Source organism: Sphingobacterium sp. SGL-16 (assembly GCF_011043515.1).
GTDB classification, from domain to species: Bacteria; Bacteroidota; Bacteroidia; order Sphingobacteriales; family Sphingobacteriaceae; genus Sphingobacterium; species Sphingobacterium litopenaei.
The window spans coordinates 38,442-59,556 of the sequence record NZ_JAAKGQ010000003.1 but is presented as its reverse complement, the minus strand read 5'-3'; the positions used below and the strand labels follow the sequence as shown (position 1 = coordinate 59,556).

19 protein-coding genes and 1 tRNA gene are annotated in these 21,115 nt (G+C 35.7%); 13 read left to right on the top strand and 7 right to left on the bottom strand.

Annotated features, from left to right (window positions below):
• Nucleotides 1-43: 43 nt before the first annotated feature.
• A complete protein-coding gene (gene ubiE / locus G5B32_RS02060; RefSeq protein ID WP_165289892.1) occupies nucleotides 44-784 on the bottom strand; it encodes a bifunctional demethylmenaquinone methyltransferase/2-methoxy-6-polyprenyl-1,4-benzoquinol methylase UbiE in 741 nt (246 codons plus the stop codon).
• Nucleotides 785-1,194: 410 nt separating this feature from the next.
• Here ubiE and dnaB point away from each other — a divergent pair, with 410 nt between their 5' ends.
• Together dnaB and G5B32_RS02050 are read left to right on the top strand one after the other, a co-directional pair.
• Nucleotides 1,195-2,787, top strand: coding sequence for a replicative DNA helicase (dnaB, locus tag G5B32_RS02055; protein ID WP_165289891.1), 1,593 nt, complete (start codon nucleotides 1,195-1,197; stop codon nucleotides 2,785-2,787).
• A 103-nt stretch (nucleotides 2,788-2,890) separates the two neighbouring features.
• Entirely contained in the window at nucleotides 2,891-4,378 is a 1,488-nt protein-coding gene (locus G5B32_RS02050) for an NAD(P)H-hydrate dehydratase (protein ID WP_165289890.1), read from the top strand.
• Nucleotides 4,379-4,461: 83 nt separating this feature from the next.
• Here the strand turns inward: G5B32_RS02050 and G5B32_RS02045 are convergent, their stop codons facing one another.
• Together G5B32_RS02045 and G5B32_RS02040 are read right to left on the bottom strand one after the other, a co-directional pair.
• Nucleotides 4,462-5,412 carry a GNAT family N-acetyltransferase gene (locus G5B32_RS02045; RefSeq protein WP_165289889.1) on the bottom strand — a complete coding sequence of 317 codons (951 nt, stop codon included), beginning with the start codon at nucleotides 5,410-5,412 and terminating at the stop codon, nucleotides 4,462-4,464.
• 4 nt (nucleotides 5,413-5,416) lie between these two features.
• The gene (locus G5B32_RS02040) at nucleotides 5,417-6,244 is read right to left on the bottom strand and encodes a 1-acyl-sn-glycerol-3-phosphate acyltransferase (protein ID WP_165289888.1); all 828 of its coding nucleotides are present in this window, start codon (nucleotides 6,242-6,244) and stop codon (nucleotides 5,417-5,419) included.
• Between the two features lie 178 nt (nucleotides 6,245-6,422).
• On the opposite strand from G5B32_RS02040, the gene G5B32_RS02035 reads away from it, so the two are divergent.
• The 9 genes from G5B32_RS02035 to G5B32_RS01995 all read left to right on the top strand — a co-directional run bounded on the left by G5B32_RS02035 (nucleotide 6,423) and on the right by G5B32_RS01995 (nucleotide 15,812).
• Complete coding sequence (locus tag G5B32_RS02035; protein ID WP_165289887.1) at nucleotides 6,423-7,082, top strand: CBS domain-containing protein; 660 nt, start codon at nucleotides 6,423-6,425, stop codon at nucleotides 7,080-7,082.
• Between the two features lie 42 nt (nucleotides 7,083-7,124).
• On the top strand, nucleotides 7,125-8,018 hold the full coding sequence (locus G5B32_RS02030; protein WP_165289886.1) for an NAD kinase: 894 nt from the start codon (nucleotides 7,125-7,127) through the stop codon (nucleotides 8,016-8,018).
• A gap of 70 nt (nucleotides 8,019-8,088) precedes the next feature.
• Nucleotides 8,089-8,943, top strand: coding sequence for a DUF6089 family protein (locus G5B32_RS02025; protein WP_190301103.1), 855 nt, complete (start codon nucleotides 8,089-8,091; stop codon nucleotides 8,941-8,943).
• Between the two features lie 4 nt (nucleotides 8,944-8,947).
• Nucleotides 8,948-9,685, top strand: coding sequence for an isoprenyl transferase (locus tag G5B32_RS02020; RefSeq protein ID WP_165289884.1), 738 nt, complete (start codon nucleotides 8,948-8,950; stop codon nucleotides 9,683-9,685).
• 89 nt (nucleotides 9,686-9,774) lie between these two features.
• Nucleotides 9,775-12,351, top strand: coding sequence for an outer membrane protein assembly factor BamA (gene bamA, locus G5B32_RS02015; RefSeq protein WP_165289883.1), 2,577 nt, complete (start codon nucleotides 9,775-9,777; stop codon nucleotides 12,349-12,351).
• Between the two features lie 57 nt (nucleotides 12,352-12,408).
• A complete protein-coding gene (locus G5B32_RS02010; RefSeq protein WP_165289882.1) occupies nucleotides 12,409-12,948 on the top strand; it encodes an OmpH family outer membrane protein in 540 nt (179 codons plus the stop codon).
• An 84-nt stretch (nucleotides 12,949-13,032) separates the two neighbouring features.
• The gene (locus G5B32_RS02005) at nucleotides 13,033-13,566 is read left to right on the top strand and encodes an OmpH family outer membrane protein (RefSeq protein ID WP_165289881.1); all 534 of its coding nucleotides are present in this window, start codon (nucleotides 13,033-13,035) and stop codon (nucleotides 13,564-13,566) included.
• Between the two features lie 146 nt (nucleotides 13,567-13,712).
• On the top strand, nucleotides 13,713-15,005 hold the full coding sequence (locus tag G5B32_RS02000) for a 4Fe-4S dicluster domain-containing protein (protein WP_165289880.1): 1,293 nt from the start codon (nucleotides 13,713-13,715) through the stop codon (nucleotides 15,003-15,005).
• A gap of 12 nt (nucleotides 15,006-15,017) precedes the next feature.
• Nucleotides 15,018-15,812 carry a (Fe-S)-binding protein gene (locus tag G5B32_RS01995; protein ID WP_165289879.1) on the top strand — a complete coding sequence of 265 codons (795 nt, stop codon included), beginning with the start codon at nucleotides 15,018-15,020 and terminating at the stop codon, nucleotides 15,810-15,812.
• A 43-nt stretch (nucleotides 15,813-15,855) separates the two neighbouring features.
• On the opposite strand, the gene G5B32_RS01990 is transcribed toward G5B32_RS01995, so the two are convergent.
• From G5B32_RS01990 to G5B32_RS01980, 3 genes are all read right to left on the bottom strand, one after another.
• Nucleotides 15,856-15,939: transfer RNA gene (locus tag G5B32_RS01990), tRNA-Leu, on the bottom strand.
• Nucleotides 15,940-15,983: 44 nt separating this feature from the next.
• The gene (locus G5B32_RS01985; protein WP_165289878.1) at nucleotides 15,984-16,874 is read right to left on the bottom strand and encodes an exopolyphosphatase; all 891 of its coding nucleotides are present in this window, start codon (nucleotides 16,872-16,874) and stop codon (nucleotides 15,984-15,986) included.
• A gap of 207 nt (nucleotides 16,875-17,081) precedes the next feature.
• Nucleotides 17,082-17,336, bottom strand: coding sequence for a hypothetical protein (locus tag G5B32_RS01980; RefSeq protein WP_165289877.1), 255 nt, complete (start codon nucleotides 17,334-17,336; stop codon nucleotides 17,082-17,084).
• Nucleotides 17,337-17,470: 134 nt separating this feature from the next.
• On the opposite strand from G5B32_RS01980, the gene G5B32_RS01975 reads away from it, so the two are divergent.
• Nucleotides 17,471-18,007, top strand: a complete 537-nt coding sequence (locus G5B32_RS01975) for a hypothetical protein (RefSeq protein ID WP_165289876.1) — start codon at nucleotides 17,471-17,473, stop codon at nucleotides 18,005-18,007.
• Here G5B32_RS01975 and G5B32_RS01970 read toward each other — a convergent pair.
• Nucleotides 18,004-20,349, bottom strand: coding sequence for a BamA/TamA family outer membrane protein (locus tag G5B32_RS01970; protein WP_165289875.1), 2,346 nt, complete (start codon nucleotides 20,347-20,349; stop codon nucleotides 18,004-18,006). The genes G5B32_RS01975 and G5B32_RS01970 overlap by 4 nt on opposite strands.
• Nucleotides 20,350-20,356: 7 nt before the next feature.
• On the opposite strand from G5B32_RS01970, the gene G5B32_RS01965 reads away from it, so the two are divergent.
• A complete protein-coding gene (locus G5B32_RS01965; protein WP_165289874.1) occupies nucleotides 20,357-21,106 on the top strand; it encodes a TrmH family RNA methyltransferase in 750 nt (249 codons plus the stop codon).
• Nucleotides 21,107-21,115: the final 9 nt, after the last annotated feature.

Below are 21,115 nucleotides of genomic sequence, written 5' to 3'. Positions count from 1 at the left end.
ATTGTTAGCAGAAAAGATATAATTATAGTAAAGCCATATTTGATCATTTTGAAGCTTCGTAAATCGTACAGAATCCAAAAGTTTGGGGTCTTACATGAGTAGAAGCAAACCCAACTTTATCCGTAATTTTTGCGAAACGCTGTCCATCCGGAAATTTCGCCACAGACTCCGGCAAATACGAGTACGCACTTGAATCTTTAGAGATCAATTTACCGTATGCAGGTACAATTTTGTGGAAATAAAAGTTATAGAACTGTTTGATTGGAAAAGCCGTTGGATTCGACAATTCCAAAATAATAGCTTTACCTCCTGGCTTCAAGACGCGATGAATTTCAGAAAGGCCTTTTTCCAAATCTTCAAAATTACGAACCCCAAAGGCAACGGTTACCGCATCAAATGAATTATCCGCAAATTGAAGATTTTCAGAATCACCTAATTGCACTTCAAATACTTCTTGAAGCCCTTTCTTTACAATCTTTTCTTTAGCAACTTCCAACATTCCTTGCGAGATATCGACCCCAATAATTTTCTTTGGTCCCAAAATCTTAATTGACTCAATTGCAAAATCACCTGTTCCTGTCGCTACATCAAGGATGGTTTGTGGCTGAATAGCCTGAAGTAATTTGATTGCTTTTTTACGCCATATAACATCAATACGCATCGTCATAAGACGATTCAAAAGATCGTATTTCTTCGAGATATTGTTAAACATATCTGCGACTTGTTCTTTTTTTCCTCCGTCTTTCGACTTATATGGTTTTAGTGTAGAAGCTTCATTTGACATACGACAAAGATAGTATATATTTTATGTACTATAAAAAAGAAAAAATTGCTCTTTACGACACGAAATTTTCTTAAAGTACTGATAATGAAAAACTAACTTACCTTGGTATAATCAAGCAATTGATACAACAACCAATTTCAGGTTATTAACACAGCAGAGAGTTTTCCACATATTTTTAAAGGATTGTTTTACAATATATTAACAACCCAGTCCACACATATTCCACAATAGATGTTAATAATAAACCGTTATAAAATAGAACAAAATGCATTTACAAAAATTACTTCACAAAGGAATGTGAACAATTAAAAATCGCTATGGAAAGTATTTTTACTACTTTTGTTATACGATGATTTACTGGTATAACACAAGAGTGAATCTATTGAAAAACAGAAATAATCAACGGGATAATGGAGCAAGAATTTTCGGGTCAAAACACAAACTTTAACAGAGCTAATGTCAATAAAAAACGTACTAGTCTGAATAACATGATTAGTGGTTTAGGTAAGCTACCTCCTCAAGCTGTAGACTTGGAAGAGGCAGTACTTGGCGCATTGATGTTGGAGAAAAATGCACTGAGTGAAGTCATTGATATTTTGAAGCCAGATTCATTTTATAAAGAAGCACATCAAAAGATTTTTGAAGCAATTTTTTCTTTGTTTCAAAAAACTTCTCCTATAGATATTTTGACGGTCACTGCCGAATTGCGCAAAATGGGTGCATTGGAAATGGTGGGTGGCGCTTATTATATTACGCAATTAACAGATAGAGTTGTTTCTGCAGCTAATATTGAATACCACGCACGTATCATCTCGCAAAAATATATTCAACGTGAGTTAATTAAAGTTTCAACAGAAATTATCAATTCCTCTTATGATGAGACATCTGATATTTTTGATTTATTAGATCAAGCGGAGAAAAGTCTATTTGATATTGCTCAAAACAACTTAAGAAGAGACTCACGTAAAATGGATGACATTATGCGTGAAGCGATCAACAACCTTGAATTATTACGTGATCGTACGGACGGTCTTACAGGGATTCCTTCTGGATTGACCGCATTGGATAGAATGACTTCTGGATGGCAACCATCCGATTTAGTTATTATCGCGGCTCGTCCTGCGATGGGTAAAACGGCCTTTGTACTGTCGGTAGCGCGTAATGCAGCAGTAGACCACCAGAGACCTGTCGTTGTATTTTCTTTGGAGATGTCATCGGTTCAGTTAGTTAATCGTCTTATTGCAGGTGAAACCGAAATCGAACAAGAAAAATTAAAAAAGGGTAACCTTGCCGATCACGAATGGCAACAGTTACACTCGCGTATTGGTCGCTTGACAGAAGCTCCAATTATTATTGATGACACGCCTGCGTTGAACGTATTTGAGTTCCGTGCAAAATGCCGTCGTCTAAAAGCGCAACACGATATTCAAATGGTTATTGTGGATTACTTGCAGTTAATGCATGGTAAATCGGAAGGAAAAGGCGGCGGTAACCGTGAGCAAGAAATCGGTAGTATTTCGCGTGCATTGAAATCTGTTGCGAAAGAATTGAACGTACCTGTATTAGCCTTGTCCCAATTGAGCCGTGCCGTAGAGTCACGTCCTGGAAATAGTAAACGTCCAATGTTATCCGATTTACGTGAATCTGGTTCTATCGAGCAGGATGCCGATATGGTATTATTCTTATACCGTCCAGAATATTATGGTTTGACAGAAGACGAAGAAGGTCGTTCGACTGCAGGTGTAGGTGAAGTTATCATTGCGAAACACCGTAATGGTGAAACAGGTATTGTTCCGTTGAAATTCGTAGGTAAATATGTGAAATTTACGGATTTGGATGAAGACTTTGGTGGAATGGGTGGAGGTGATTCATTCGGAAGTAATGATTCTCCTTTTAGTGGTTCAGCGATGTCGCCTTCATCCTCATTTGATGATTTCATGGGTGGCGGTGGTATCACCATGCCTTCTCGTATGAACGATATGCCTGACGACGCTCCTTTTTAATAATATTTAAATAATAATATCCTTTAATAATATAGCCTTTTATCTCATCGATAAAAGGCTATATTATTTTACTCACAATTTTATTAAATTGCATATAAAAAATATGCTCAATCTTATTACTAATCAACAGATGCGAATGGCAGATGCCTACACTTGCGAAAACTTAAAAATTCCATCTGTCGACTTAATGGAAAAAGCAGCCATAGCTTTTATAAAAGCTTTCATAAGCTATTGCAATCCGGAACGAGAAGTGTACATTATTGTTGGTAAAGGAAATAATGGTGGAGATGGCTTAGCAATTGCAAGACTTTTGCATCAAACAGGTTTTAAAAATATTAAAGTCTATATATTAGAAAAATTCAATTCCGAATCTAATGACTTTGTAATCAACTACGAGCGACTTAAACAAACAGAAGTTCCTATATTACATTGTACTGCACTAAATGATTTACCTCCAACGTTTGATGTAGCCATAGATGCAATTTTAGGATCAGGATTTAATAGAGAACTGGATTTATTTTTTACGTCTATTTTTAAACACATCAATACAAACAGTAATTTTATTGTTTCCGTAGATGTACCATCAGGTTGCAATGTTGATTCCTTCAATTACAATTCCTACAATGGAATTCGAGCACAGTTAACCATTTCCTTTCAAAGACCAAAGTTTTTCTTTACTCTTCCCGAATCTCAAATGGTTACTGAAGATTTTGAAGTTGTAGATATTGGTTTATCACAAGAATATATACAATCTATTACTTCGGAATATTTATGGGTAGATAAAGAAGCCGCAAAATCATTGTTGCCTAGACGAAAGAAGTTCACACATAAAGGCACCTACGGACATGTATTGGTCTGTGCGGGAAGTCCACACATGCGTGGAGCAAGTTTATTATGCGCGAAAGCAGTCTTAAAAACAGGAGCTGGGCTCATAACATTATTGACGAATTCTGATTTTTTCCCTTTCGCGAATGTTTTAGCTCCTGAACTGATGACGAAGAACATTAATCAATTCAAAGATATAAACCTTGAAAAATTCTCTTCTATTGCTATCGGTCCAGGCTTAGGCACGGATGAAAAAGCAAAAGAACTAGTACATTATTTTTTAAGGCAAAACACCCCATTAGTCTTAGACGCTGATGCATTGAATGTTTTGCAGTTGGAAGATTTTCCAAAGAATCCTCATGAATCCTTAATAATAACCCCACATGTAAATGAATTTGACCGATTATTCGGCCAGCACGAATCATGGTATGAACGTTTACAAACAGCCAAAATGTCTGCAGAAAAATTAAAGATAATCATCGTCTTAAAAAATCAATACACCTATATATGCACACCTAATGGCAAAGTATTCATAAACTCCACTGGCAATCCTGCAATGGCTCAAGGCGGAATGGGTGATGCACTCACGGGATGTATAGCAGCTTTGTTGGCAAGAGGTTTAAATCCACAAGAGGCTGCAATTTTAGGCTGTTTTATACATGGCTATACAGGAGATAAATTAGCCCAGCACTACGAAGTGGTCTCCCCATCTTTATTAATCGATAACTTACCGAAATCTTTATTGGATATTTCAAAGGTTGAATAAAGAGAGTCGTTGTGACTTTCTTAATAAAAAAACCTTTTATCTCATCGATAAAAGGCTCTATTCTTTATAAAATTCTTGCAGTCTTATTTCTCTACAAATACTTTGTCTCTTTCAAATGTACTGATATGACGTTCTTTTTTCGGAACATAAATATCTTCTAAAGTAATTAATATACCCGTTTCTTCGACTTCACCAAATTCATCATTCAAAGCCGTACCGAAGGTCATCATAGTTGGCGAAAGATTCATATACGTATTGATCAAAGGAGGAATATTTTCGCCTAACTCACGAATATGTTTATTTAGGACCTTATAACCATCTTTATAATTCAACCCATCGAATAAGCCGATATATTTAGAAATATCTGTCTTATAGCCTAAGTTAAGATGTGGTAATGGTTTCACCAAATTTTTACGATCTGGGAAATATGTTTCCATAAAATACATCAGCAAGTCACGAGCTTCAGCATTAAAGTGTGGATACATGGTCACCTTTCCAAAAAGATATTTAATATCAGGATTGATTACTACTAATGCTCCTAATCCATCCCAAAGATTATCCAATGAAAATAAACCTTTGCGGTTATCTATAGAAGGCTGATACTTGGGTTGCACCCATGAACGACCTAATTCAATCGTATAAGGTAAATACTCTTTATTAAATTCTTCTGAAAACTGAAAATAATGCGAGGTGGACAAATGAATATCTCCATTCTCATCTACAGATTGATCACAACGAATAGTTCTATATCCCGCAATAATCTCTTCATCATCTGGATTCCATGCTATTAATTGATCATAATTATGCGTACATGTATCGTTTTCATCAATATCCAATGCTTGACCTGTGCCTCCTCCCGCTGCTCTAAAAGTTACCTCTCGCAAACGACCTATCTCACGCATAATATTGGGCGCTGTATGGTAGTTAACCAAATACACTTCGTTGTTGCCGTTATTAGTATAACGTAAAAAAGCTTCTCTCGTCAACTCTGCCTTAATCAATTCTCTCTCAACTGGAGCAATAATTTCTTCCATATAATTATTTCTGCGTCTTCAAATCGTATACCAACTGCTTCACTTCTGCAGCCCACTGTTTTTCATTCCTTGAATTATCAAATGTTGTATAAGGAATACGCTCCCCTACACGAATGGTGACACGCTGATTGCGTTGCGCAAAAAACTCATCCACTAAATACAACATTTCTAAATTAAATTTTACGCCTAATCTATTTCTCCAATTAGAAAGGTTGTAAAAAAAATTGGAATTTCTTCCTTCAATATATACTGGAATAATATCCTTTTTATATTTTTTGGACTTGGAAATAAAACTTTTTTTCCATTCCAAATCTACTATTTGTCCTTTGATCTTGCGGGAAACTAGTCCTGCAGGAAATACTAACAAAGCATGATCAGCAGCATAAGCTTCTTCAATCGCCGATACTGCACTTTTATTTTGTCCCCCGATCTTATTAACTCCCACAAACAACGGTTCTAAATTAACCACATTCATGAGTATATCGTTGACTAAAAATTTCACATCCTTACGTACACGTCCTATTGCTTGCATAAATGCAATACCATCTAATCCACCAAGCGGATGATTTGAAGCAAAAATAACACTATCGTCTTTCGGAATGTTTTCCTCCCCTTCCAATACCACATCAACTCCTAAATCATTGATCAGAGCATCTACGAAATCTAACCCTTTCAGATCTCTAAAACGGTACATGATGTCATTGATATCATCTTCATGTATAGTTCTTTCAAGATAGCTTACTAAAGGACTTGGAATCCATTTGGCCAAACCTGGGCTTTTCTTACGTATTACTTCTCTTATCTGTATAAACTTCTTCTTGTCTTCAGCCATATGATACGATCTGTCACGGTTTTCTCTACAAATCAGGACGCGTAAAAATAAAAAATAATGCTCGAATATGGATATAAATTACAATATTTATTCCGTTAATTTTGCTTTTGCTCCATTTTTTTTCAATATTTATTAAACGATTTGCAATAATTAAAGTTTAACTTAATAAAGCATAGTCATGTTCATAGGACAACACATATCTACTGATTACCACGAAGTTTTACTTTCTGACAGCATTGACTTTGCCTTAAACAAAATGATGGACAATCACCTGAAACAATTGGCGGTTGTCGAAGATCAAATTTTTTATGGTATCATCACCGAAGATGTCTTATTAGATCAAATTGATCCGTACGCTTCTCTTGAAACTATAAAGATTCTTTTCAAATCAGTTTACCTTTTTGACTACCAACACATCTATGACGCGTTGCAAAGTATGGTCGCATTTGACTATTGCTTTATTCCTATTTTGAATAAAAACCATGAGTACCAGGGTGTGCTGACCAAGCAAGGATTGTTAACTGCCTTGAATAGTACCCTGGGTAATGACGAAGGCGCCATTATTGTACTGGAATTAGGTATGCGCGATAATGCGCTCTCACATGTAGCACGTATCATAGAAGCCGAAAATACTTCCATTCTGAGCACGGCGGTTCATCAAATTCCAGATAGTTCAAAATTGGAAATGACCATCAAAGTAAATAAAACAAATATTTCTTCAGTTATAGCATCGTTATGGCGAAATGATTATGTCGTCAAAGCTACGTTTAGAGATGGTGGTGCACAGTCTGATATACAAGACAGATACGACCTTTTGATGAATTATTTAGATTTATAAGCAATTCTTCGCACCTTTGTAAGGAATATCAAATCTGCAAAAATGCAACATCAAAAGATTGCCATATTTGGAAGAGTATTTAATACATCTATCACTCCATTCATTGAGACACTATTCAATTATTTGGAAAGTAAAAAAATTGAAGTCGTCATTTATCGTGAATTTTATGATTTCCTATTAAATACTAGCAAATGTCCGTTGAATCTTACGACTTTTGATACACATCTTGATCTTCCAAAAGACATTGACTTTCTGTTGAGTCTTGGAGGCGATGGCACCATGTTGGCGGCTGTTTCGGTCATTCGAGATTCTGGCATTCCGATAGCAGGTATCAATTTGGGACGTTTGGGCTTTTTGGCTAATATTCCGAAAGAAAATATCGAATCTGCTTTAAGCAAAATTTTAGAAAATCAATATACGATTCAAAAAAGAACACTTCTGAGTGTGGAAAGTGATCAAAAAGAATTATTTGGTCAGGATAACTTTGCCCTGAATGATATTACTGTTTTCAGATTTGATTCTTCCTCAATGATTACCGTAAATGCTTTGCTTAATGATGAATTGTTAAATTCTTATTGGGCAGATGGATTGATCATTGCAACACCAACAGGTTCCACCGCCTATTCCTTGAGTTGTGGAGGTCCAATTATTATGCCCGGAAGTGGTAATTTTGTGATTACCCCTATTTCACCACATAATTTAAATGTACGCCCTATCGTGGTTTCAGCTGACATGACGCTCAAGCTAAAAATTGAAAGCAGAACGGACAAATATATTTTAAGTTGTGACTCAAAAAGTGAAACACTATCCACAGATATTGAGATTACTATTCGTAAAGCACCATTTGAGATAAATTTAATTAGACTGCAGAATGACAGTTATTTTGGAACTTTACGAGAGAAGTTGCTTTGGGGAATCGATGTAAGAAACTATTAATAGAGTTTTCCTACTTTAAATCATTACAATTATTCCAAAAATTTTATCTTTACAACCAAAATAAACGACTTTGAGTTTTTTACGCTTAACCATATTAACCCTCTTATCGTTGTTGTCGCTAGAAATCTATGCGCAACGGTACGAAATTGGTGCTAATGGTGCGGCAACAGGCTACATGGGTGACATCAATACTTCTAATCCATTCTATTTTAAAAATTATGGAGGAGGTCTTTTTGTTAAATACAATCTTGATCCTACATGGGGTTTAAAATTAAGTGCTAACCACTTACTTATCTCAGGAAATGATCAGGATTTTGAAAATGACCATCAGCAAATCCGTAATTTAAAATTTAGAAATCAAATTACAGAAGTAGCATTGGGATTGGATTTTAATTTCTGGACCTACTTTGATAGCAGACATAAATCAAAATTGACACCTTATGTTTCGGTTGGTGTCGCAGCAATTAAACATGACCCATATATTTATTACGACCAAAATAAAGTCTTGCTAAGACCGTTAAAGTTAGAGTACGACGAGCAATCTAATGCTCAGGTATATCCTAATTGGAATATTGCAATACCTTTGGCTGTAGGTATCAAGTATAAATTAAATAGTGCTTGGGCAATTGGTATCGAAGCAAACTATCGAGTGGCTTTTACGGATTATTTGGATAATGTGAACCGCGACTACGCTACCAGTTTACCGACTGATATCAGTTTTCCAAATATCACGGTAGGCGGTGCCAATCCTCGTCCTTTTGACACCAATGATTGGAGATATTTGGCTGATCCTTCTGAAAATTTGAACGCGAATGGTGGCACGGCACGTGGCGATGGAAAAAGTAAAGATGGGTATATGACAGCAGGAATTACATTAACGTATACTATATTTGACCGTAATTGCTACTGCTGGATAAAAAGATAAGAGAATGAGCTTGAAGAATAAGATAGATAGATCAAAACTACCTCAACATATTGCTATCATCATGGATGGTAATGGCAGATGGGCGAAAGGATTGGGTAAGTTGAGAGTTTTTGGACACAAAAATGGGGTGACTGCTGTACGCGAAGTATTAGAAGGCGCGATTGAAGTTGGTGTAAAACACCTTACCTTATATGCTTTTTCTTCCGAAAATTGGAGTCGACCAAAAATGGAAGTACAAGCTTTAATGGAATTATTAATCAATTCGTTGAATAAAGAGCTTCCTACTTTCCAAGAAAATGGCGTACGTGTAAAAGCTATAGGTTCCATTACCAATCTACCTTCAAACTGTCAAAAGACATTGGCAGACACCATCGAACTTACAAAAAATAATACCACCTGTGTATTGACATTAGCATTGAGTTATGGCTCACGTGATGAAATAATCGAAACTACCAAGAATATAGCACAAAAAGTTGCTCAAGGCGAAATCAAGGTTGAGGACATCAATGACAATCTTTTTTCTGAAAATCTTCAAACTGCTGGAACACCTGATCCTGATTTGATGATTCGTACCAGTGGAGAACAAAGAATAAGTAATTTTTTACTTTGGCAATTGGCTTACACTGAATTGTGGTTCTCTCCAAAACTATGGCCTGATTTCACAAGAGAGGATTTATTTGGTGCAATTCTCGATTTTCAAAACCGCGAAAGAAGGTTTGGAAAGACCAGCGAACAGCTTTAATGACTATTTAAACGCCGTTTTCAATAATTTATCTTTTAACAAAAATTAACAAGAGTTTGATGTACTTTAGCATCCATAATTAGAAATAAATGAAGCAACTATACATTCTGACATTAGCATTTATATTATTCACTTGGTCCAATACTTTTGCTCAAGTTCAAGGTCCTATCAATCTTTCGGATCCCGATGAATTTAGCTACTTACAACCAAAAGAGTATGTCATTGCCGGAGTGACCGTAAAAGGAGCTCAATACCTGGATACGGATGTTTTGATTACAATTTCCAAATTGTCTGTAGGACAATATATCGAAGTACCCAGTGAATCTACTTCCAATGTGATCAAAGATTTGATGGCTCAAAACTTATTTGAAGATGTACAGCTTTGGGCGACACGTATCGATGGAGAAAATATATTTTTCGAAATTCGTGTACAAGAAAGACCTCGTTTGACACGCATTGACATCAATGGTCTTAGCAAATCACAAACCGAAGAAATCAACAAAAGATTAAATGCAAATGCAGGTCGTATTGTAAATGACAACTTGCTTCAATCTACAAAAAATACCATTACCAAATTCTTACGCGAAAAATCATTCTTGTATCCGGATATTAAAATCCAGACATTGAAAGATTCTGCTCAATCGAATAACGAAATTGTTGTTGTAGATGTAGATAAAAACAAAAAAATCAAAGTTAATAGTGTTCACTTCTCAGGAAATGAAACATTCAGCAACAGTGAACTTACTAAATACCTTAAAGGTGTAAGACCTCGTAAATGGTACAGAATCTTTGGCCCTGGCAAATTCAAAGATGATAAATACAAAGAAGCAAAAGAAAAATTAGTCGCTAAACTGCAAGATAAGGGTTACCGTGATGCACAGATTATACGTGATTCGGTATACCGTTTTGATAATAATGAAGTTGCTATCGATATTGAAGTGTACGAAGGTCCTCGTTATTATGTAGGTAACATTGATTGGACGGGTAATACGAAATTTACAGACTCTGTTTTGAATATCATCTTAGGTATAGAAAAAGGAAATATCTATTCTGAAGAGAAATTGACAAGTAAATTGATGGGGCCTACACGTAATAGTGACGATATCAGTGCTATTTACCAAAATGATGGTTATTTAACATTCAATGTTAATCCAATTATCAAAAGAATATATAACGATACTATTGACCTTGAAATTCAAATTTCAGAAGGTAAACAATACACGATTAACAATGTCATCGTAAAAGGTAACGACGTAACAAACGACCGTGTAGTGTTGCGTTCTATTTATACAAAACCTGGTCAAAAGTATTCTAGAGAATTGATCATGCGTAGTATTCGTGAGATTTCTCAATTGGGTATGTTTGACGAACAAAAAATCACTCCAGATATCCCTTCTTCTACGATGAACCACGATGAAGGTACTACTGATGTGGTATTCAACGTAGTGGAAAAACCTTCGGATCAAGTAGAACTATCGGGCGGTTACGGTGCTGGACAGATTATCGGTACATTAGGTTTGACATTTAACAACTTCTCTACAAGTAATTTCTTTAAAAAAGAAGCTTGGAAGCCACTTCCTCGTGGAGATGGACAAAAGTTGAGTATTCGTGGACAAACATCAGGTAAACGTTACCAATCCTATAGTTTCTCATTCTCAGAACCTTGGTTAGGTGGTAAAAAACCAATTTACTTTGGTTTGAGTGCGTATACTTCGAACTCTTCTTATGGTGGTTTCAACTACTATACGGGAGAGCAAATGGTTGCGGATAGAGAATTACAACGTATTTGGATGTCGGGTGTGACTGCTTCATTGGGAAAACGTCTACAATGGCCAGACAACTATTTCCAAATTAATAGTTCATTGTCTTTCCAACGTTATAAATTACAGAACTACGGAAACTACTTCTTGTTCTCTGACGGTACTGCTTATAACATCAACTTTACACAAGAGATAAGCCGTAACTCTATAGATGCGCCTATCTACCCTACTTCGGGTTCGAATATTCGATTCTCTGTATCATTGACGCCTCCATATTCATCATGGAATGATATCAATTACAAAACCGATCCAGATCCTGTGCGGTACAAATGGACAGAATACCACAAATGGAAATTTGATTCACAATGGTATACAAAGATTGCTGGTAAGTTGATCTTAAAATCTCAAGCTCAATTCGGATATTTAGGTAATTATACTAACAGAACAGAAACATCAACATTCGAACGTTTCAAATTAGGTGGTGACGGTATGCAAGGTTTTGACTTCTTACAAGGTTCTGAAATCATTGCAATGAGAGGCTATGCAAATGGTACAATTATTCCTGCATCTACAGGTAATGGTTACCAAAATATTGCGATCAACTCAGGTAGTCCTATTTACGCGAAATATCAATTAGAATTGCGTCACCCGATTTTATTAAATGATCAAGCAACAGTATTTGCATTAGCATTTGCTGAAGCAGGTAATACTTGGAATAAATTCTCCGAAGTGAACCCATTCAAAATGCGTCGTTCGGCAGGTGTTGGTGCACGTATCTTCTTACCTATCTTTGGTATGTTGGGTATTGACTATGGACACGCCTTTGACCCTATTCCTGGTATGCGTACAGACTCTTGGAAACAAAGCTTTACGTTCAGTATTATCCAAAATATGGGAGGTTTTTAATAGATTAAACTTTTTAGTATAATTGTTGTCTTATAGTAAAAAAGTAATTTGTAGTATATGAAAAAGATTTTTGCAATTTTAACATTCTTAACATTAAGCATCAGTGCTACGTTTGCGCAACGCATGGCTTATGTTGATTCTGAATATATCCTGAGACATGTACCTGAGTATACTTCAGCCCAAAAACAAATAGACGACTTAACTAAAAAGTGGCAAGACGAAATTGATAATCAATATGCAGAAATCGAAAAATTGTATAAAGCTTATCAAAATGATCACGCACTATTAAGTGAAGACATGCGTAGACGTAGAGAAGATGAAATCGTAAATAAAGAAAAACAAGTAAAAGATTTGCAACGTCAAAAATTTAGCTACGGTGGTGAGTTAGAAAAAGAAAGAGCTAGATTATTCCAGCCGGTACAGGATAAAGTATCAAAAGCTGTACAAGATTATGCTAAAGCTCAAGGTTTTGATTTTATCGTAGATAAGGGAAGTCAATTAACATTCCTATACGTTAACCCTGCTTTAGATAAGAGCAATGATGTCATCACTAAATTAGGTTACAAACCTAATCCTTCATTGCTACAAGGAAATTAATAGTCGAATAAAACTGATTTATTAACATATAAAATATAGTATAGAAAAATTACTTTTGTAATTATTGAGATTAAAATGAAAAGAATGAAAAATTTATTAAAAGGAGCAGTATTATTAGTAGGTATGTTTGCAGCTACTTCTGTTGCAAATGCACAACAAAAAATTGGACATATCAACGCTGACGAAATATTTCAACAAACTGCAGAGTTTAAAACTGCAACAGCTACACTTAAAACTTTAAGTGAAACAAAGCAAAAGGAAATCGAAGGCATGATCACGGAGCTTCAAAAGAAAGAAAAAGAAGCTAACGATTTGATGTTGAACCAAAGCGAAGCTAATAAAGCGGAAACACAAACTAAATTGCAAACAATTGGTCAAGAATACCAACAAATGCAACAACGTGTGCAAGAGGTTCAAAAAGTAGCACAAGAGGAAGTTGCTAAAAAACAACAAGAATTAATGGCTCCTATTCAAACAAAAGTAATGAATGCGATTACTTCAGTAGCTAAAGAAAAAGGTTATGCTTATATCTTTGATATTGGTTCTGGTGCTGCTGTTTACTATGCTGGTGGCGAAGATGTATCAGCTGACGTAAAAACTAAATTGGGTATTAAATAAGAATAACGATTTATATGTAGAAAAAGGTGACTTTGTAGAAAGTCACCTTTTTTTGTTTATTTATTTTTAATTCTTCTAAATATTATATTATGCATGCATAATATTAATTAGATTATTATATTTGTTTATAAACCTGAATAAACATTATGATAAGCCAACTACTATTTGCTATCGTATTTATTGCTGCTGTCTTGTTTTTTTATAAAAACGCAAGCAAGATCTATCGTAATATTCGATTGGGGAAATCGGTAAATAGATTTGACAATCCTTCTGAGCGACTGAAGACTATGCTTCACGTTGCTTTAGGACAAAAGAAAATGTTCAAAAGACCTATACCTGCAATTTTACACTTATTTGTGTATGTAGGATTTTGCATCATCAACATTGAAATGTTAGAAATCTTAATCGATGGTCTTGTGGGCACGCATCGTGTATTATCTTTCCTAGGCGGCTTTTATGACTTTTTGATCGCTTCATTTGAAGTACTTGCATTTACAGTATTCGTATCCTGTGTGGTATTTTTAATTCGCAGAAATGTATTAAAATTAAAACGTCTAAATCAGCCCGAATTAAATAATTGGCCAAAATCAGATGCCAATTACATTCTGATCACAGAAATCCTATTGATGACAGCTTTCTTATTAATGAATGCTGCTGATTACAAATTACAACAACTAGGTACCGATCACTATAGCACTGCGGGCTCCTTTCCTATCAGCCAATATATAGTAGGAATTTTGCCAGAAACAGTTAGCAGCTTGGTTTTTATAGAGCGTTTTGCTTGGTGGTTCCATATCATAGGTGTTATGGCATTTTTGAACTATTTACCTATTTCAAAGCATTTGCACATTATTCTAGCTTTTCCAAATACCTACTTTTCAAATTTGGAACCAAAGGGCAAATTCAATAATATGGAGAGCGTTACTGCTGAAGTAAAAGCCATGCTGGATCCTTCATTACCTCCTCCATCTGGAGAAGTAAGCCGTTTTGGAGTGAAGGATGTTCACGATTTGACTTGGAAAAATTTGTTGGATGCTTACACCTGTACAGAATGTGGTCGTTGTACCGCATCTTGTCCCGCAAATATCACTGGAAAGTTATTATCTCCACGTAAGATCATGATGGACACTAGAGATCGTATTGAAGAAGTGGGCAAGAATATAGATAAAAATAAATCTTTTGTAGATGATGGTAAATCCTTATTGGATTCCTACATCAGTAGAGAAGAAATTTGGGCATGTACAAGCTGTAATGCTTGTGTAGAACAATGTCCTGTGAACATAAATCCATTGGAAATTATTATGGGTTTACGTCAATACGCCATTATGGAAGAATCACAAGCTCCTTCCAGCATCAATAATATGTTGGGAAATCTAGAAAACAATGGCGCGCCTTGGAAATATGCACAGGCAGATCGCGCTAATTGGGTACAAAATTAAACTGCAAATTCTATGGAAAATCGTATACATATCCCTACTGTAGCTGAATTGTTAGCGCAAGGAGAAGCGCCAGATTTATTATTTTGGGTGGGCTGTGCTGGTTCATTCGATGAGCGAGCTCAACGCATCACGCGTGACATCTGTAAAATATTACAGCACGTAGGTATTAAGTTTGCTATACTGGGCACAGAAGAAAGTTGTACTGGAGATCCTGCCAAACGAGCAGGTAACGAATTTGTCTTTCAAATGCAAGCCATGATGAATATTCAGGTATTGGATGGCTATGAGATAAAAAAGATAGTTACAGCTTGTCCGCATTGTTTTAATACTATCAAGAATGAATACCCTGCTTTAGGGGGGCATTATGAAGTCATACATCATACGCAATTAATCCAGTCCTTAATTGATGAAGGTAAATTAAAACCTAATGATAGCAATGAATTCAAAGGAAAAAGAATCACATATCATGATCCTTGTTATTTAGGTCGTGCAAATGAAGTGTATGAAGCTCCTCGAAAAGTGCTGGAAACATTGGACGCAGATTTAGTGGAATTAAAAAGATGCCGAAACAATGGTCTTTGCTGTGGCGCAGGTGGTGCTCAAATGTTCAAAGAGCCTGAACCAGGTAAAAAAGATATCAACGTCGAACGTGTGGAAGACGTCATTGAAAGTAAAGCAAATATCGTGGCAGCGGCTTGTCCATTTTGTATGACTATGCTTCGTGATGGAGTAAAAGTCAAGGAGAAAGAACAGGAAATACAGGTATTGGACATCGCCGAAATCACTGTTAGAGCAAATAGGTTGTAATAAATGAGAAGAGGAAAGTTTACACTTTCCTCTTTCTTTTTTGTACCTAGGAGCAGATTCGAACTGCCACGCCCTTGCGAGCGCCACCCCCTCAAGATGGTGCGTCTACCAATTTCGCCACCTAGGTGTTTATAGGCACAAAAATATATCTTTTTTCAATACTTGCAAGAGTTAATCGGATAATATTTTTGCATAATTCTTTTGAATCAATTGCTGAATAATACCATCCACCAAACCCACACGTGGAGCCACAACATTCTTTAAATGTCCCGCCTTCATAATCGTTAAGAATATTTCAGCAGCTGGAATAATTACATCGGCACGATCAGAACGGAGTCCTAAATCATGGATACGATCTTTTAGTGAAAACGAATTTAAATGATCATATATCGCCTTTAATTTGGCATAGCTAAACGGCTTGTCTTCCCCTTTGTTGGCTATTCGCGAAAGTTTATTGATGTTTCCTCCAGTACCGATTCCGTAGATTTCCTTATACCCTTTCGTTATCTCTTTGACCCAAATTCGCAACTCTTGCCAAGTCTCGGGTGTATCTTGATTATCCAAAACACGAATAGTACCTAAATTAAATGAACGAGAACCTTTTAATTCACCATTGGCAAATAAAGAGACCTCTGTACTACCTCCGCCTACATCGATATACAGATAGACTTTATTCTTATCCATTATCCCACTCAAATAAGCGCTATAAATGATTTTAGCTTCTACACCTCCATCGATTATACGGATATCAATTCCCACTTCTTTACAAGCAGCTACGACTTGAGAACCGTTTTCGGAATCACGCATGGCAGATGTCGCGCAAGCGATATAATCACTTACCTTATATACATCCAACAAATCTTTGAATGCACGCATGGTCTTGACCATATCTTCAAATTTGGGTGGAGATATCTTCTTCTCTACAAAAGCATCATCCCCCAAACGTAGAGGAACTCGCAAAAGGGTGTTCTTTGTATAATAAACTCGGCTATCTTTCCTTAAGATATCTGCAATAAGTAAACGTACTGCATTGGAACCGATGTCAATTGCTGCAAATCTCAATAGTTTGATTTATAAGTTATAAGAATATGTGTGTACAATCCAAAGCAACGAATTAGTTGCGAACAAATGGTTAATAAACCGTTAAGTTTAAATTTAAGAACTTATTAAGATATTTAAGATAATATTATTGTAAAAAATAAAAGCAGCGAATGTTGTTCGCTGCTTTCACATATAGTATCTTTTTGAAAAGATTTAGCGTATGCTATCTTATTTATTTCCGAAACCTAAAATTTTGAAAACTACTTTGAAGGCTACAAAAGAAGCAATCACGATTGCAATGTTAGCTAGAGTAGAAAATAAAAATGTATATTGATTCAACGCGGTCACTTCATCTGGCACGAATCTTACAAACACACCAAATAAACCAATGATTATAGCAATAGTCAACGTCACATAGTAATGCGTTTGATTAGCATTGTTATCAGTTTTTTTCGGTTGTCTTTGTGCTGCTGTATTTTCCATAATAATATGCTCTTTTTTAACTATTGCAAATGTACAAAGTATATCTACATTTCAAAAATATTTTGTCCATTAAAAACATGGAATATTGCTCTTTATCCCTGAATAATTTAGTAATATTGCGATGAATTATTCATATGAGAAAATTTTTAATCACATCTGTACTTTTGTTGATTTCGATTGTCAGCCAAGGACAATCGACTTACCAGCATATTGACAATTTTATTATTAAAGAAAATCTCACTTCGAATGGAAAAGTAGCTATCATCGCTGTGGATTCTTCGGAGGTAGCACAAGATTATATTCATGGGACTTTCAAATTCACTATTAACGGTTTTGAACAGTCATTAGCTTTCAATAATGGTGTTGCCGTTCCTTCGCACCCAATTGAAAGTTCTACATTTGCACTATTTAAACACAAAAACCAGGAGAAAACAACAAGTAAACTTTATTTCCTGTATAAAAAGGAAAACAAGATCACACCTGTTAAAATCAATGGTCTGTTGCTGTTGATTATACCCGCAATAATTTTGTTGATTGCTTATACAGCAAAACGTTTATTTAGTACGTTTATCATATTAGCGGTTGTTTATGGATATTTTTCATTTAGCAAAGGACTTTCCATTTCACAAATATTGGAAAGCGCCTTTCATGTATTGAAAAATTTGTTTTAAAAAGGTAATCCTACCCCAAAGTTGTATTGAAATAAGCCATAGCGATCTGGTTTATGAGATTCGTAATAGCGATCTTTAAAGTCGGATGAAGTGAACAAATGTCTAATGACCCATTGGTCCTTACCGACAAATTGCGGATCTTTTATTTTCAATCCTGTATCCAAACGAATCGTGAAATAATCCATATCAAAACGTAACCCAAAGCCTGTTCCTACGGCAACTTGAGAAAAGAATTTATTGAACTTGAAAACCCCACCTTCATTCAACTGATTTTCACGCAACAACCACACATTCCCCATATCCAAGAATGTAGCCCCATTGAGCTTCGCTCCGAAAAATCTATTCAGAATTCGGAATCGATACTCTAAGTTCGTTTCCAATTTCATCTCTCCCAACTGATCCAGATTTCTCAAATTTACTCTAAGTTCTTCTCGAATAGAACTACGATTGTAGTTACCTGGCCCTAATGTACGAGCTTGCCAAGCGCGAATACCATTCATACCTCCTGCATAAAAACTTTTTTCGAAAATCAATAAACTAGAATTATTGCCATAAGGGACAATTGCTCCACCATTAAACCTAAAGATAAACTGTTGGTTTCCGCCTAAATGTTTATACAATCTATAATCGATTTCCCCTTTAATATACTGTAAGTACGTCACGCCAAAAAGTGTTTTTGTGCCGTCTGCATTTTTTTGGAAGTTGAAAATATTACTTAACAGTCCCAACGAGTTTCCGCTCAAATCTATAGCTCCTCTAAAAAACTGAAAGTTATCAAGTGATTGCAATTTCTTCGCGTTATAGGTTAACGCATATTGTGCGCCTAAACCAAAGTACTGCCTGTCATTGGAAGCTATATATAGTTGATACCCCTCTTCTTCCAATTGGCGTCTGAAGCTTTCATCAAAACGTCCATCCCTGTATTCAACTACAATTGGGGTATAACTGTGTTGAAGATTGGGTGTCTGCCACCAGGAATAATTCAGGGTATTAATAAAATACGTATTGGAATAGGTACGGTCTTGGTTGAAAATTTGCACATTAGAGGAAAAAGTCGTGCGTGGTAATCCATACTTTCCTTCCACATTCCATCCGAAAGGAAGAATAAGTCGCGGAATAATCAAATTGACCCCAGCTTGAAAATCATTATTAAATATCTTATCAGACAAACTTCCAGTTAGACGAGGATCAAAAAGCACACCGTATTTAAGTTTCAATTCGAGCAATTCAGAACCACCAAAAATATTACGGTGGGAAAATGTATTACCAATATTGAAACCACTCATACCTGAGCTAAAAGTATATTCGCCTTCGATTTGGTTAGACATCAACGAACGAGGAGTTAATTCATAATTGACATTCAGTAAACTATCATTTTCCTTTTCGTAATTGATTTTTACACTTCGGAACCCATTCATTTCATACAATCTGTCGTAGGACAAATTTTCATTCTCTAAACTATATCTATCTCCTTTTCGTAGAAACATATAGCGAGAAATAGGCCGTAATTTGTACTTAGCATTCTGATCTATAAATTCTATTCCTTTCGATGTATCCGTTATGACAGATAGATTCGCCGCATTATTACCGCTATAATGATTTATTTTTAGCGAAACATCGTTAATGTCATAGGCTTGAAGCCTTTCCGAATCCGGCAAATTAACTTGAATCTCAATATCCGCTGTTTGAACCTTTCTATTCGTGTCCACCGCAATACGCATATATTGACGTAGATAATCATAATATCCCTCATTGCGCATCGCATCATACATGGACTCTCGCAATTCAGCGAAAACTTTCACATCATAAGGTTGGCCAGATCTCAACTTCGAATCTTCCACTACGTTTTGTTGATATACTTCTTCTACGAACGAGGTATCAAACTTTGTTTTGACATTTCCAATATGAAACAAGGAATCCGCATAGGCTTCAAAATTAATTCGCGATCTTTTGTTATTGATGAATATTTGTGGATTTACCTTGGCTCTGAAATAACCCTTCGTTTGTAAAAAACGCTGTATCTGCAAAGCGGATAGTTCAACCAAAGAGCTATCCAGCACCCTCGGAGCTTCACCCACAGAACGAATTTTTTCGGTCTTATATTTACCATTTTTGGTATTGAAAATATTATAAATGGTAAGATTTAATGCAGAATTGGGACGTATCTCGTTGGAAATATATTGATAAGCTTGTTCTTTTAGATTTGATGGAAAGCCTTCTAAATGAACTTTTGTAACTAGAGCTTGATCTTCTTCCAGATATTTTGCCGAGCGGCAAGATTCAAAAATTAGAAGTAAAAATGTTATACTTGCAATAAAAAATAATCTACTCTTTATATTCATTAATCCAATGTTATCAAAAGCTCAAATAAGTTTAATCACATCCTTACAAAACAAAAAGTTCAGATTACAACATCAAATTTTTGTCGTAGAGGGAATTAAATCTGTATTAGAGTTTGTCAATTCTTCATACAAGGTACAAAAAATATATGCTACCCCACAAGCCCTGACAAAGTTGGAGAAAATACCGCATAATATAAAATTAGAAGAGGTAACAGAAGGAGAATTTCAAAAAATATCGAGCTTAAAAAATCCACAAGGTGCTTTAGCATTAGTAGAATTACCGCAAAACAATAAGTTAGACATCGCCCAACTACGAGGCAAGCACCACATCGTCTTAGATGATGTACAAGATCCAGGTAACTTGGGAACAATTATTCGTACCGCTGAATGGTTTGGAATCAAAAATATTATTTGTTCTATTGGAACAGTAGATGCTTTTAATCCTAAAGTAGTACAGGCTACTATGGGGTCTTTATCTCGCGTACAGATTTATTATGTGGATTTGGAAAAATTTATTGAAGAGACTACCTTACCAACCTTTGGTGCCTTGCTTAAGGGACAATCCATTTACGAAACTGCTTTTGGTTCAGAAGGACTAATAATAATGGGAAATGAGGGCAATGGTATTCGTCCTAGCTTGATTCCGAAAATCGACAAAACAGTAACGATTCCGCGTATCGGCGAAGCTGAATCTTTAAATGTAGCCGTAGCTACCACTATATTTTGCTCTGAATTGAGTAGACAAAAATTAAAATAGCATTCCTCA

Coding starts and splice junctions, on each gene's coding strand:
- G5B32_RS02045 (WP_165289889.1), bottom strand. CDS start 5,412: ATGGAAGAAATTATTGCTCCAGTTGAGAGAGAATTGATTAAGGCAGAG.
- dnaB (WP_165289891.1), top strand. CDS start 1,195: ATGGAGCAAGAATTTTCGGGTCAAAACACAAACTTTAACAGAGCTAAT.
- G5B32_RS02020 (WP_165289884.1), top strand. CDS start 8,948: ATGAGCTTGAAGAATAAGATAGATAGATCAAAACTACCTCAACATATT.
- G5B32_RS02030 (WP_165289886.1), top strand. CDS start 7,125: ATGCAACATCAAAAGATTGCCATATTTGGAAGAGTATTTAATACATCT.
- G5B32_RS02005 (WP_165289881.1), top strand. CDS start 13,033: ATGAAAAATTTATTAAAAGGAGCAGTATTATTAGTAGGTATGTTTGCA.
- G5B32_RS01970 (WP_165289875.1), bottom strand. CDS start 20,349: ATGAATATAAAGAGTAGATTATTTTTTATTGCAAGTATAACATTTTTA.
- G5B32_RS01980 (WP_165289877.1), bottom strand. CDS start 17,336: ATGGAAAATACAGCAGCACAAAGACAACCGAAAAAAACTGATAACAAT.
- G5B32_RS02010 (WP_165289882.1), top strand. CDS start 12,409: ATGAAAAAGATTTTTGCAATTTTAACATTCTTAACATTAAGCATCAGT.
- G5B32_RS02040 (WP_165289888.1), bottom strand. CDS start 6,244: ATGGCTGAAGACAAGAAGAAGTTTATACAGATAAGAGAAGTAATACGT.
- G5B32_RS01975 (WP_165289876.1), top strand. CDS start 17,471: ATGAGAAAATTTTTAATCACATCTGTACTTTTGTTGATTTCGATTGTC.
- G5B32_RS01965 (WP_165289874.1), top strand. CDS start 20,357: ATGTTATCAAAAGCTCAAATAAGTTTAATCACATCCTTACAAAACAAA.
- G5B32_RS02035 (WP_165289887.1), top strand. CDS start 6,423: ATGTTCATAGGACAACACATATCTACTGATTACCACGAAGTTTTACTT.
- bamA (WP_165289883.1), top strand. CDS start 9,775: ATGAAGCAACTATACATTCTGACATTAGCATTTATATTATTCACTTGG.
- G5B32_RS02050 (WP_165289890.1), top strand. CDS start 2,891: ATGCTCAATCTTATTACTAATCAACAGATGCGAATGGCAGATGCCTAC.
- ubiE (WP_165289892.1), bottom strand. CDS start 784: ATGTCAAATGAAGCTTCTACACTAAAACCATATAAGTCGAAAGACGGA.
- G5B32_RS01995 (WP_165289879.1), top strand. CDS start 15,018: ATGGAAAATCGTATACATATCCCTACTGTAGCTGAATTGTTAGCGCAA.
- G5B32_RS02000 (WP_165289880.1), top strand. CDS start 13,713: ATGATAAGCCAACTACTATTTGCTATCGTATTTATTGCTGCTGTCTTG.